The organism is Companilactobacillus keshanensis (assembly GCF_003946205.1).
Lineage (GTDB): Bacteria > Bacillota > Bacilli > Lactobacillales > Lactobacillaceae > Companilactobacillus > Companilactobacillus keshanensis.
On record NZ_RHOS01000029.1, the window covers coordinates 1 to 13,150 of the forward strand.

17 protein-coding genes are annotated in these 13,150 nt (G+C 35.1%); 4 read left to right on the top strand and 13 right to left on the bottom strand.

Annotated elements, in window-relative coordinates:
• Window positions 1–113: 113 nt before the first annotated feature.
• The 3 genes from EKM64_RS10790 to EKM64_RS10800 all read right to left on the bottom strand — a co-directional run bounded on the left by EKM64_RS10790 (window position 114) and on the right by EKM64_RS10800 (window position 3,091).
• Window positions 114–689, bottom strand: a complete 576-nt coding sequence (locus EKM64_RS10790; RefSeq protein WP_125678436.1) for a TetR/AcrR family transcriptional regulator — start codon at window positions 687–689, stop codon at window positions 114–116.
• Window positions 686–1,681 carry a tRNA dihydrouridine synthase gene (locus EKM64_RS10795; protein ID WP_125678438.1) on the bottom strand — a complete coding sequence of 332 codons (996 nt, stop codon included), beginning with the start codon at window positions 1,679–1,681 and terminating at the stop codon, window positions 686–688. The genes EKM64_RS10790 and EKM64_RS10795 overlap by 4 nt, the downstream gene beginning before the upstream one ends.
• A gap of 87 nt (window positions 1,682–1,768) precedes the next feature.
• Complete coding sequence (locus EKM64_RS10800; RefSeq protein WP_125678440.1) at window positions 1,769–3,091, bottom strand: MFS transporter; 1,323 nt, start codon at window positions 3,089–3,091, stop codon at window positions 1,769–1,771.
• A 173-nt stretch (window positions 3,092–3,264) separates the two neighbouring features.
• On the opposite strand from EKM64_RS10800, the gene EKM64_RS10805 reads away from it, so the two are divergent.
• The 3 genes from EKM64_RS10805 (at window position 3,265) to EKM64_RS10815 (ending at window position 5,240) form a co-directional block, all read left to right on the top strand.
• The gene (locus EKM64_RS10805; protein ID WP_164505367.1) at window positions 3,265–3,846 is read left to right on the top strand and encodes a TetR/AcrR family transcriptional regulator; all 582 of its coding nucleotides are present in this window, start codon (window positions 3,265–3,267) and stop codon (window positions 3,844–3,846) included.
• Window positions 3,847–3,966: 120 nt separating this feature from the next.
• Window positions 3,967–4,569 carry an NAD(P)H-binding protein gene (locus EKM64_RS10810; protein WP_125678444.1) on the top strand — a complete coding sequence of 201 codons (603 nt, stop codon included), beginning with the start codon at window positions 3,967–3,969 and terminating at the stop codon, window positions 4,567–4,569.
• Between the two features lie 20 nt (window positions 4,570–4,589).
• Complete coding sequence (locus EKM64_RS10815) at window positions 4,590–5,240, top strand: NAD(P)H-binding protein (protein ID WP_125678446.1); 651 nt, start codon at window positions 4,590–4,592, stop codon at window positions 5,238–5,240.
• A gap of 60 nt (window positions 5,241–5,300) precedes the next feature.
• Here the strand turns inward: EKM64_RS10815 and EKM64_RS10820 are convergent, their stop codons facing one another.
• From EKM64_RS10820 to EKM64_RS10860, 10 genes are all read right to left on the bottom strand, one after another.
• Window positions 5,301–5,501 carry an NAD(P)-dependent oxidoreductase gene (locus EKM64_RS10820; RefSeq protein ID WP_125678448.1) on the bottom strand — a complete coding sequence of 67 codons (201 nt, stop codon included), beginning with the start codon at window positions 5,499–5,501 and terminating at the stop codon, window positions 5,301–5,303.
• Window positions 5,482–5,604, bottom strand: a complete 123-nt coding sequence (locus EKM64_RS11695) for a hypothetical protein (protein ID WP_263852845.1) — start codon at window positions 5,602–5,604, stop codon at window positions 5,482–5,484. Before EKM64_RS11695 ends, EKM64_RS10820 begins: the two co-directional genes overlap by 20 nt.
• A gap of 156 nt (window positions 5,605–5,760) precedes the next feature.
• On the bottom strand, window positions 5,761–5,970 hold the full coding sequence (locus tag EKM64_RS10825; protein ID WP_125678450.1) for a Rossmann-fold NAD(P)-binding domain-containing protein: 210 nt from the start codon (window positions 5,968–5,970) through the stop codon (window positions 5,761–5,763).
• Between the two features lie 90 nt (window positions 5,971–6,060).
• Window positions 6,061–7,407 carry a C40 family peptidase gene (locus EKM64_RS10830; RefSeq protein ID WP_125678452.1) on the bottom strand — a complete coding sequence of 449 codons (1,347 nt, stop codon included), beginning with the start codon at window positions 7,405–7,407 and terminating at the stop codon, window positions 6,061–6,063.
• 113 nt (window positions 7,408–7,520) lie between these two features.
• Entirely contained in the window at window positions 7,521–8,063 is a 543-nt protein-coding gene (locus EKM64_RS10835) for a 5-formyltetrahydrofolate cyclo-ligase (protein WP_125678454.1), read from the bottom strand.
• Between the two features lie 20 nt (window positions 8,064–8,083).
• A complete protein-coding gene (locus EKM64_RS10840; RefSeq protein WP_125678456.1) occupies window positions 8,084–8,524 on the bottom strand; it encodes a MarR family winged helix-turn-helix transcriptional regulator in 441 nt (146 codons plus the stop codon).
• A 2-nt stretch (window positions 8,525–8,526) separates the two neighbouring features.
• Entirely contained in the window at window positions 8,527–9,480 is a 954-nt protein-coding gene (locus EKM64_RS10845) for a quinone oxidoreductase family protein (protein WP_125678459.1), read from the bottom strand.
• A gap of 141 nt (window positions 9,481–9,621) precedes the next feature.
• Window positions 9,622–10,083: a GAF domain-containing protein gene (locus EKM64_RS10850; protein ID WP_125678461.1), complete on the bottom strand. Its 462-nt coding sequence runs from the start codon at window positions 10,081–10,083 to the stop codon at window positions 9,622–9,624.
• Window positions 10,084–10,145: 62 nt separating this feature from the next.
• Entirely contained in the window at window positions 10,146–10,751 is a 606-nt protein-coding gene (locus tag EKM64_RS10855; RefSeq protein WP_125678463.1) for a pentapeptide repeat-containing protein, read from the bottom strand.
• Between the two features lie 263 nt (window positions 10,752–11,014).
• The gene (locus EKM64_RS10860; RefSeq protein WP_125678465.1) at window positions 11,015–11,773 is read right to left on the bottom strand and encodes a formate/nitrite transporter family protein; all 759 of its coding nucleotides are present in this window, start codon (window positions 11,771–11,773) and stop codon (window positions 11,015–11,017) included.
• A gap of 79 nt (window positions 11,774–11,852) precedes the next feature.
• Between EKM64_RS10860 and EKM64_RS10865 the strand changes: the two genes are divergently transcribed.
• Complete coding sequence (locus EKM64_RS10865) at window positions 11,853–13,043, top strand: cation:proton antiporter (RefSeq protein WP_125678467.1); 1,191 nt, start codon at window positions 11,853–11,855, stop codon at window positions 13,041–13,043.
• Window positions 13,044–13,150 lie beyond the last annotated feature (107 nt).

Below are 13,150 nucleotides of genomic sequence, written 5' to 3' on the forward strand. Positions count from 1 at the left end.
GTCTCCTGTAGAATACAGGAGACAATCCATGATTTCTTAAAACTTATAAAAATGTCTAACTTTTTTATTGCACTTCAAAGTCGAAAAAAACTTGATGGTCTAGCTTAATTTTATTACTTTGACAACTTCAAAAAGTTATCAACACTGCTAATTAACGTAACTGCAGATTGAACAACTTCCTCAATTGGAGCTTCTTTACCAGATGCTACCCACTGCTTATACACTTCCAAACCAGTATTTTGAATAAACGTCATTAAAATATGTTGTTGCAAAGACGATAACTTATTAAACTCCGGTGAATTACTCCAAGTATGCTTCATAACTTGATCAATCATCTGTTGACGAATACCAACATAGGTTCCGCTACAAGTGATTTTCTCGTACGCTTCACTCTGACTTGCAGAATATTCAATAAAACTACGAACACTTTTTGCCAAATCCCGTGGATATATAAAGTTACCGACAACTGCCAGATAATCCTGTGAATAACGTGCTTGCATTTCCGCTAACAAATCATCTAAAGTCGGATAGTAACGATAAAAAGTCTTTTTATTAATTTGTGCTCGTTCCGCTAATTCTTTGACGGTTATTTTTTCGTAATCCTTCTCACATATCAGACTTTCGAATGAAGAATAAATACCATTAATTGTTTTCTGAACTCTAAGATCCTCATTACCTGTTATCTTCATAAGTATTTATCCTTATCATCCAAAATCTTACGAACTTCATCGGTTGATTTGGCATCCATCATCGCATTTCTCAATTCAGTTGCACCTAATTCTGGTCGGGCATATATCTTAAAGAATCGCTTGAGTGATGGAAAACGTGGAATATCATAGTGTGTTGAAAAATCATCAAATAAATTCAATTGCATTTGCAGCAAACTCAATAGTTCATTTAGAGAATGAGATTTTGGGTTTTTTTCAAACGCAAATGGATTGGCAAATACACCACGTCCAATCATAATACCATCTAATCCGGGGTGTTCCTGATACAGTTTCATACCAGCTTGATAATCGGCAATATCTCCATTGACTTGAATCAAAGTTTTAGGAGCAATCTTATCCCGCACTTTGAGTATGTCATCAATGACTTCCAGATGAGCTGGAACCTTACTCATTTCCATCTTACTTCGTAAATGAATTGTCAAAAGGTCAACATCTTGCTGCAACAAAAAAGGTATCCAATCCCTGAACTCATCGACTTTGCTATAGCCAAGACGAGTCTTGGCACTGACAGCTAGTCCTGAAGTCTTAGCTGCGGCAATAACATCCTGAGCCCATTGATGGTTACGGATCAAATCACTGCCACCATGATTCTTGATAACTGTACTATCCGGGCATCCCATATTGATATCAATAGCTTCAAACCCTTGATTCCTCAAAGCCACTGCGGCTGTTTCAAAATCAGCTGTTTCATTACCCCAAAGTTGAACCACAGGACGAGTCTTTTCTCTCGAATCCATATAAAGTCGGCCATGGATCGGAAATTTAGTATCGGGATCAGTTATAGCTTTAGCATAGACAAATTCACTAAAAAATGTGTCTGGTGCACATGCCTGAGTAATAACTTGGCGAAAGACTGTATTACTTACAGCCTCCATCGGTGCCATAGTAAAAAAAGGACGATGTTCTGATTTGGCTTGAGTTGAAATTTTTGACCAAAATGTTGATTCTGTCAAACTAGATTACCTCTTTAATTGTTAAAAGTTTCATATCATTAACATACTACTAGTTTATTTGAAAAGAATCTAATATTTAACTCTAATTTATCTATCCGATCTTACAACCCCAATAGAAAACAGCATTGCAATAATTGATAACACGGTAATCCACACCATCGACATATTATATGAAATGGTCGGATTGGTATATTGAGCTGTCAAGGCAACAACCACTGATAATCCAACTGACCCACCGATTTGATGGACCGCGTTCACAACACCAGATGCTGAACCACTTAATTCAGGAGTTGTATGTGCGACACCAGCAACTGTCAATGTTCCCAGTGCCATACCTTGTCCAATACCTATAATCACCATTGGTAAGGCTATTGCCAGCCAATAACCTGTCTGAATTTTAATTATGGCGGCCAATAATGAACCAACGAACATCAAAACAATCCCACTAGATAGAATTGTTGAATTCTTCATTTTTACATTTCTTGTGACAAAACCGGCTGCTATAAACTGTGGAACTGTTTCAGGCAAAAATCCAAAGGCGGCTTGCACTGGTGTATATCCATAAACTCTTTGCATTGCCAAAGGTGTTAAGAAGAAATACGCCATTCCCACACCAATGAAAAAGAACCTCGTCAGATAAGCAAAGCTTCTCTCTGAATCTTTGAACAATAACAATGGCATGATTGGAGCATTAGTTCTATGCTCTTGAACTATAAATAATACCAACGAAACGATTGCTACAATCAGTGCTGTCAATCTATAAGAGCTACCGTCAATACTATATACCAAGGCTGATACACCGAGTATTGAAAAGACAGTACCCAAGAAATCCAGCCTTTGATTATATGTCGTAGATGTTTTTAAATATTTGACCGACAACAATAGCATGATCAAACCGATTGGAACATTAATGAAGAAACCAACTCTCCATGATGAATATGTTGTAATCAAACCACCGATAACCAATCCAAAACTAGCTCCTAGTCCGCCAGTTGCTCCATAATAGGCAATTGCCTTAGTACGCATATTCTCTTGGTAACTATCCATCAGTAATGCCAACGTACTTGGAGCAAGAATTGATGAGCCGATACCTTGAATGGCACGCATAGCAATAATCATCGTGTCATTAACTGAAATCCCTACTAACAAAGAACTGATACTAAAAATTATCAATCCAATCTGAAAAAATTTTTTACGTCCAATAATATCTCCAGCTTTACCAGAGAACAATAAGAAGCCTCCGAAGGTTAATGCATATGCATTAGTGATCCAAGCTAACGATTGAGTATTCAATGATAAATTTTCTGCAATCTTAGCTGTACTAGTAAAGATAATCGAGTTATCCAGAACAATCATGAAATAACTCAACAATACAATTGGAAGAACCATTCCAAATTTTTGTTTTTGCATTTTATATTTCTCCATTCTATTTATGACCGACGGTCATTTAATCAACGCCTGATACTATATTACCGTTCGTGTTTAAAGTCAATGACCATCGGTCAACTTTTCACTATAAATATGACCGCAAGTCATTGACTACCATAAATAAATGATTTATAGTACTTCTCGTGGTGATGAAAATGACAAAAAGAGAAATTGCTACTGCAGTAACTAGAGAAAATATTATTGAAACTGCAGAAAGCTTATTACAACAAAAGGGATACGAAAAAATGTCCGTATCCGATATAACGAGAGCTAGCGGCGTTGCCAAAGGCACGTTCTATAATTACTTTAATAAAAAAGAAGATATTATCTTCGAATTGAATAAGCGCCATATGTCAGACTTGTCGGATCAAATTACAAAATTTTCACAACAAGATCCCGCTGAAAGTATTCGTAATTACTTGAGTAACTTCTTGCAGACAATCGTCAATTCACAAGTCAATATGGCACGACAATGGGTTAGATTCGTTACCGCCTCCCAAAATCAAGAAAAGTGGCAATATGATAATGAACTGCTCAAACGATTACTTCAGCGATTGATCGATAATGGTAAATTAAAGTTAAATACTCCTATCGAAGAATTATCATTATTATTGATCACTGAAGTCTATGGGATTATTTTCAGTTGGTGTATATCGCCTGAGACTGTCCAACCTGTCACTAATATTAATAGCTTTTGTGACATGCAACTAGAATTATTACTAAAACCTTACCTTTAAGGTTTTTATTTTTAAACTAACTATGACTTTCAGTAACTTTTTTTAAAAAAGGCATTGCCTTAAAGTGGACATCAAGGTTTATGATAACCTCATAAATTAAAACAAAAGGAAGTAACAATAATGACAAACGTATTAATTATTGGAGCCACAGGTTCTGTTGGACAAACAACGCGTAATTATTTTTTAGATAACACTAACGACAACTTAACATTGATGTCACGGCACACACAACGATTGAATGCCAATGATGACCGTGAAAAAGTTATCCAAGGAGATGTGACTGATTCGTCTATTCTCAGTGAAGCACTAAAAGAACAAGATGTGGTCTTCGCTGCATTAAGCGGTAATCTAGCCAAAATGGCAGATAGTATCGTTAAAGCAATGGATAATTCAGAAGTTAAGCGTCTGATATTCATCACTTCAATGGGCATCTACAATGAGATCCCTACATCAGTCGGTTCAGATGGAAATCTTTCGTCTAATCCAATGTTACAAACATATCGTAATGCCGCTGACATTATTGAAACGTCTGATTTGAATTACACAATAATTCGTCCCGGTTGGTTCGACAATAGCAACGACACAAATTACGAAATCACACATAAAGGTGAACCTTTTGGTGGACATGATGTTTCATTAAAGAGTATCGCCGACTTAGTAGTTAAACTATCACACGATTCAAAACTTGGTTCACATGACAGTTTAGGAATTAACAGGAAATAATATAATAGAGGGTAAATAACATGAAATTATTAATTTTAGCTGCTAACGGACAAATTGCTCGTATTGTCGAAGATAGGATTTTGAACGAAAATGAATTTAAAGATGTCGATTTAACATTAGGATTACGTAATAGCAGTCGCCTATCCAACTTAGCCGGAAACTCTCGAGTTAAGGTAATTGAAACAGATCTTGAAAATGCTGAATCAGTCAACAAAGCAGTTGTCGGACAAGATATGGTCTTCGTTGCGGTAGTTGACCATGATGACGATAACAAAATGACCAAAAATATTATCAATGCTATGAAGAAAAACAACGTTGATCGTGTTATCTTCACAAATGTTCTTGGTATCTACAATGAAGTCCCCGGTGAATTTGGCCGTTGGAATCAAGCACAAGTATCAAGCAGTGAACAGGCCGCCATCGAATCTGACAAGTTATTGTCAGATTCAGGTTTGAAATACACAACACTTCGACTGCCTTGGTTAAATGATCGTGATGAAATTAAGTATGTCGTAACAACTAAGGATGAACAATACAATGGTGTTTCAGGTTCACGTCAAAGTGTTGCTGATGTTGTATTGCATATCGTAAAAGATTCAAATTACGGTGCCAATGACAGTTTAGGTATGGCCGATTCTGATACACAAGGTTTGGACCGTCCAGTATATTAAAAGCAAAAAATAACACAGAGCAAATTTTAATATTTGCTCTGTGTTATTTTTGTATATAGTCTAATATCTTTCAGTAGGATTATCGCCACTCACTAAAGTAATTTGTTGTCGAGAATATTTGTTACTTTCGACGATATCAACAACTGCTTTCGCAAAATCCCAATAACTTATATAATCATGTTTTCCATCATTAGGATTCAAGGACTTGGCTGGTTCAAACTCATCTCCTTCAATTTGATAATTACCGTTTTTTTTGACCATATGGATCAAAATTATAAGTTGGCGTCACATAAGTCCAATTAACGTCATTACTCATTCGAAGTATTTTTAATTCTTCAGCGTGAGCATCACATAAATCTTGCATATAATCTGAATAATACAATGGTAGCTCTTAGAGTGTTTTGGTGTGATCTGGATTAATATTTGATCCACCAACTTTTAAATAATGTATGCTTGTATTCTTCAACAAATACATCATATGAAGAACACCTTCATAATGAACTTTCTCAGTTTTAGGTATTCAGGCTTCGGTTGCATCAACAATCGCATCCAGATTTTTTATATCATTCTTATTTAGTTCAAGCATATCTTTTGTCAAAACATTCTTGGCTTCTTTTATACCAAAATGTCTATGTTTTGACATGGCTATAACCTGATAACCATCATTAATGGATTGGTCCATAATCAAACGTCCGGCTTTCCCAAAGGCCTCTATTACCATAATCCTCATTTATCACTCTTACTTTAACGAATTTATCTATCAGGGTTAATGACAAATAGAGCTGTTTCTCACTTGAAATCAAAATGAGAAACGGCTCTATTATTTAATAACTCTTACACCAAATGAAGGTTCAAAACTAGATGAAATAGTATCTATTTTAACGTTAGTCCCCGGTTTCAAAGCATTCAAATATTGATTATTACCTAAATACAATCCGACATGGTAAGTAACTCCCGCTGGTCCCCAAAAGACAAGATCACCAGGTTGTAAGTCACTTAATGAAACCTTAGTACCAGATGTCTCTTGTGGTACAGTCCATGAACCGATATTTTGACCAGTTGCTTGACGGAAAACGTATTGCATTAATCCCGAACAGTCAAAACTATCTGGACCTTTTGCATTCCAAACATATGGTTTACCTAATTCTTGTTTAGCCGCAGCAATTACATCATTGATGGCCTGATCCTTAGTTTTACCATTTAGGATAATTGGGGAACGATAAGTCGTAATCTGCGTTGCAGCAGAGGATGGAATCCAACCGCCATTACTTACTTCATACCAAGTAACGTTGCCATTTTGCAATGTTGAGTCTACTTGCAAAGTATCACCGGCGGAAGCACTAGATTTTTTACCTGAATTATAGTCGTTATTATTGTAAATTGTCGTATCACTATTGACCTTTACGGCGGCAAAATTAGGGTCCCAAATCTCAGCTGCGGATTGATCAAATGTCTCATTGGTAATTTGTAAGTATGTACCTTCGATCCACTGATTATTTCCTATTTGATACCAAGCATCACCATTTGCATCAATAACTTTTGAATCAAAGCGCCATTCTGAACCGTTATATAATTTTTGACCTGTGGCCACTTTATTGGTGCCATAACCTTGCCACAAATCAATTCCACTATCTGAAGCATAGCTGATCTTAGCCACACCCGTATTGGTTATTACTGTGGAAGTTGAGGCATCATCACTATTGATCCAGCCATCAGAACTAACTTGATACCAAGTTTTACTACCAATGACCTCAGTATGGTTATATTGCCATGCACTATTAGCGGAGAGTTTTCTATCAGTAGATTTATAATCCCCATTACTGTAATTATATACTAATGCACCATTAGATCCCGCTCTGACAATTCCATTTTCAGATTGTCCATGTTGTAATTGGACATCTCCTGCTTTAACAAATTCATGAGTAGATACTCGATAAAAGTCACCTTTGTCACCAATTTGAATTTTCTTATCAGTTAACCATGGAGTATTAGCGGCCAAGGCACGATTGGTCACTAATTTACCATCATCATTATAAAGCGAAGTGATCTTTGTAGTATTAACGATCCCACTAAATTCTGAATCAGCCTGTACTAAATTAGTATCAAACAACAACCCACCGGCAAAACTAGCTCCAACTATGAAAGCTGTAACTATTTTTTTATTCATTATTATTCCTCTTAATCCATTTAAAATTTCCAATTTATTATACTATCCAAGATTATCATCTCATTCTGAATCATTCAATAAGAAATCTATTATGGAAAAGAGCTGCCGTTAATTTAATCCACGGAAATTAATTTCTGAATTTTAATATCATAATTTTGAATATCCCATTTTGCACTGTCGAAATGCATTTCTGAGGGAACTAGTGCCACCGTTTTGCCAGAATATTCGGCCAAAAAGCGATCATAGTACCCCCCGCCAAATCCTACTCGATAATTAGAATCAACGGCAAAAGCCAAACCAGGAACAATAACTAAATCAGGTACTTGGTTAACTAATTTTTCTTTATACGCCGGTTCAAGTATGCCAAAGTCACTTCTAACCAAATCATTCATATCTGTAAAAGGTAAAAATGCCATTTGTCGATGTGGCATTGTTTTAGGTAAATAGACTTTTTTCCCCTCTAACAAAGCCTTCTTGATTATTGGGGTTGTGGGAACCTCGAAGGGCCCACTGATTGTTGTGGCAATTGTTTTGGCATCCTTCCATATAGATGTCTCACTCAATTTATTTAATAACAAAACCCCTTCAGAGATTGTTTGCTGTTGATTATCTTTTAATCGTTTAATTTGTTGTTGTCGTAATTTTTTTTTATCGATATTACCCTACCTCCAAATATCTACTTTTTTTCAAAACTGCTTAAAGTATCAGCCAAGTGCTCTAAATTAACAAGCAAGGATTTCCTATCTTGGTCTGACCAATCGGCCAACGCATTAGTTATATTATTAATTCTAGTTTTATCCAAAACCTTTTTTAATTTCTCACCAGATTCTGATAAATATGCCAAACGTATTCGTGCATCAGTTGTCGCATTCTTTGTTACAACCAATCCACTTTTTTCCAATTTATCAATTTGACGACTGATACTAGAATGACTTTTCCCTAAAATATTTGCCAAATCACTGACATTTGATGGCTGTATTCGTCCAATGGCTACAAACAATTGAAATGATGTTGCCTCTAAATTAACTCCTGCCTCATTTATAAAAGCCTTGTCACGATCAGTTCGATTAAAAAACGAAACAATTGTTACTAAAGCCTGAATTAATTCTTTTTCCATTTTTATTGTACCTTTATAACTGCACGTGGCGTTAGTGGCGCATTCCAAGCATCAGTTATCTCTGAAAGATCAAATTCATTCGTAGTCAGTGTAATATGATTTTGATCTGCCCAATCAAAAACATTAGAGATAGCAAGCATAAGTTGTTCCATAGGTACACTCTTAACCCCACTACCTAATATTTCTATTTTGGAAGATCGCAGAACTGCTGAAGGCAATGATATTTCTGATTGACCAGAGGCAGCACCAATACTGATAAATTTAGTTCCATTACTTTTACTAAATTTAGCAATAGCAATCATAATGGACAGCGCACTATCCCCCCATAGGTAATCAAGCACTACATCAATGCCATCATGACAAACCTTTGATAACTCTGTAGTAAATTTGTTGGCTCCGTCGGTTTCCGTCATATCAAAGACAATTGCTGCATCGGCATCCAATTTGTTCAGTTTTTCCAAATTACGTCCCGTCACAATTACTTTCTTTGCTCCCAAATGATATGCAATTTTTACCGCTAAACTACCGGCCGTACCCGTTGCACCATTGATCAAAACTGTTTGTCCACTTTCAAAATGTGCTCGATTAACTAAAGCGGCCCACGATGACATTCCTGGGTTGGCAATTGCCGCTGCAGTTACATCATCGATCCTATCTGGTAACGGTACAATTAAGTTTCGATTAACAAGTGATTTTTCTGCCAAAGTACCATATGGTGCATTAGTAGCTAAAAAGTATACCCTTTTACCATTCAAAATCCCTACGCCATCTGTACCGGCAACATTAGGATATACCTGACTGGCAGAATAATGTTGTCCCATAGCCCTCATCTTTGCTAAATTGCTTAACGCCGATGCGGTTACATCAACAACCACATTATCAACACCATTTTTTGGTTCCTCAAATGTTCCATAGACTGGATTCATTCCTTTTTCTGTAATAATTGCTGCTTTCATATTATTAATACCTCGTTTTAAGATTTACATATTATGTGTATTTTGCACGTAATTAAATTAACACCATTACGTGCATTATGCAAGTAAATTTATTACAAAAAAAAACCAACCTAAAAGTTAGTTTTGCTGGTACGACGATATTTAATTTAGATGACCGGTCAACACTTCAACAAATTGTATCAGCTCTTGCTCATTATCTTCAGAAAATCTATCAAATGAAGGTGAATCAATATCTAATACTCCAATTTTATTACCATTTTTAGTTATTGGTACAACTATTTCAGAATTGCTAGCACTATCGCAGGCAATATGGCCCGGGAATTCATGTACATTAGCGACCCTATGAACTTTTTGATCTTTAAATGCTGTACCCACGACTCCAGATCCATTTTTTATATGCATACATGCAACTTTACCTTGAAAAGGTCCAAGATCTAATTCATTAGTTTTGTCATTATATAAATAAAAACCAGACCAATTTAAATCAGTATATGTGTCATTGATCAAGGCACTTGCATTTGCTAGGTTAGCTACTAAATTATTTTCCTCAAAAAGTAAAGCGTCCAACTGTCTACTCATAAGTGATAGTTTTGAATCTGCCATATATGTACCCCTCTCTTTTGAATAATGTAATTTAGTATACCACTTGGAATAACAAATTATTATCATTCAACCTTGATACCAAATGATCCAATCAAAATTGCGGCCTGATATTGATTTACAATTAACCCCCTAGCCAATTCGGGACTAATAACTATGTTACTAAATTCAGCATCCTTTAAATCAAAATCTTTGAGCCTCGTTTCACCAAAATTAACATCGTCTATTATTGAACCTGCAAAAGAAATATCTTTTTTTACCTTCAAAGCTTGGAAAAAACTACCCGTAAGATCACAGTCGGTAAATGCAATTTTTTCAAATCTACTCTCAGTAAAATTGGCATAAGGCATTTTACAATCTTTAAAATACGTATCTTTAAAATAACCATTATTAAAATCCGCACCTGATAATTGCATGCTGGAAATTTTACAAGTATACCAATTACATCTATCGAATTTTGCCCCAGCTAATTGACTATGATGCCATTCAACATTTCCGAAACTTATACGACTAAAATCGGTTTGTTCAAATTCACAATGATCAAAAATAATGTCGGTAAAACTCATTGACTCACTATAAGATTTGAAATGACAGGATTGATAGTAATATCCATCTTCAATTTGATTCAAGTTCAATGTTTCGTTAACTATTTTCTCGATTGGTTCGGCCATTTATCTCACTCCACTGATATATAATTTTCAATCTCATTAAATCTAATAAGAAGATGATATTTGTATCTATATTATCACAAAGCCGATTTTTGTAATTTGAATCATTAATGTAATAAAAAAGCATCTCCAATAAAGAGATACCTAAAATTTCAAACTAATTTAAATTTTGGCTAATATGCGTTTTTTTTTTTTTAAAAATCTTACTTTTCATACTTACAACTGAATTGGATTAAAATAATCTTTTTATAATTATTAAACAATTTTTACCTTCGATAACTTAAATAATATAATCCTGAAACAAATATTGATCCCCCAACTATATTACCTAGATAAACTGGAACAATATTTTTAATGAAATCAAACCACGTTAAGCCGCCTTCAAAGATAGCTGCTGGAAGCAAGAAAGCATTCGCAATACTATGTTGTAAACCAATAGCCACAAAAATCATAATCGGAAACCAGATCCCAAGTATTTTACCAGCACCATCTTTAGCACCAAATGATAACCAAACGGCGATCCCAACAAACCAATTACAGCCAATGCCTGAAACGAAACTTTGCCAAAATGGACTTGCAACTTTAGACGTTGCCATATTAATTACAGCATCCCTAAAAACTCCAATATGTGTTAAACCGACAAAATGTCCTAAAAAATATGCTATACAAATTGCACCAATAATATTACCTAATGTGATTACTAATAAATTTTTAATATAGTCCACTACAGAAACTTTGCTATCATACATGGCCGCACTAACTGCCATCATATTACCCGTAACAAGTTCTCCACCAGCAAGCAAAATAACAATTAAACCGATTGGAAATACTGCTGCACCAATCAATGCACCTATACTAGCTAAATTGGTTGGTATAGAAGCGGAAACTCTAATATCGGCCAAAAAACCCATAGCTATCATTACCCCACCGATAAATCCTAGTAAAAGTTTTGCTAAAATTGATTTCTTAACTTTTTTGGTACCTTTATCAATACTTTGATCTAAAATTTGTTCAGGACTATACATTTCTTTTACTCATCTCCCATTATTGGTTTAAAATAACCTTATTCTTGTATTTCCCAATTATACAAAAGAAGGTTATTTTATGAGTAAATTTTCGGTATTGATTACACTATTTGCCGCTTTGGCTACCCCCTTGATTATGGCAAGGTTTCGTATAACTAGAATTCCAGGCACGGTAGCTGAAATTATTATGGGGATAATAATAGGTAAAACTGGATTCGATTTGATTCAACCAAGTGATACACTGACATATTTGGCAAACCTTGGTGTCATTATGCTCATCTTTTTAGGTGGTATGGAAATAGACTTTTCCATATTTGAAAAGGGAAATAGTAATAATGGAGAAAAATCACCCTTAGGGTTGGCTTTTGGGAGCTTTATGTCAGTTCTAGTTATGTCAATTATATTAAGCTTGATCCTTTATTATACTGGCATATTCGATAATTTTATTCTGGCGACCATTTTAGTCAGTACAATTGCTTTAGGAGTAATTATTTCGCTATTAACTGAAGTTGGTTTACTAAAGATTGAATACGGTCAAACACTGTTATTGATCTCTGCCATGGGAGAATTTATTCCTTTGGTGGCTTTAACCATCTATTCGGCAATTCAACAAAAGAATTATTTTTCAGCCCTGCTGTTGCCAACAATTTTTATCGTAGCAATTTTTCTTTTAAGAAGATTTAAACGGGTTTATGTTTTTTTTGACAATATTGACAAGGCAACAACGCAACTTGATATCCGACTTGCATTCTTTTTGATCTTCACATTAGTTACCGTTGCGGAACAAATCGGTGCTGAAAGTATATTGGGAGCATTCTTAGCCGGGGTCGTCATGAAATTATTGAATCCTAAACCTGATACTCAAGAAAAATTGAGTTCGATGGCATATGGCTTTTTTGTACCAATATTTTTCATTGTTACAGGTGTAAATTTAAATTTACGAACTATGTTAAAAGACGAACAGGCCTTGATATTGATACCAATATTCTTTGTAGCCTTTATTCTAGCAAAGTCAATTATCTTCTTAATATTAAAACACAGATTTGGTAATAAATTTTCATTTGCCGCAGCAATTCTGATGTCAACGACTATTACTTTAGTATTACCGATCTTACAAGTTGGCCAAAATTTGAAAATTATCAACGAGGCTCAAAACGGAGCCATAACTTTGGCCGCCATTATTACTTGTATAATTTGTCCAATGATCTTTAATAAAATATTGAGTTCCGCTAAAAGTCAAAGAGACGAAGAGAATCAATCAATGGAATAAACAAAAAGGCAGTGTCGAGAAGTTCGACACTGTAATGAACCCCTTGCATTGGAGAAATCCAAGCAAGGGGTTTTTATTATGCCAAAGTATTCTGTTGAAACTAAAAT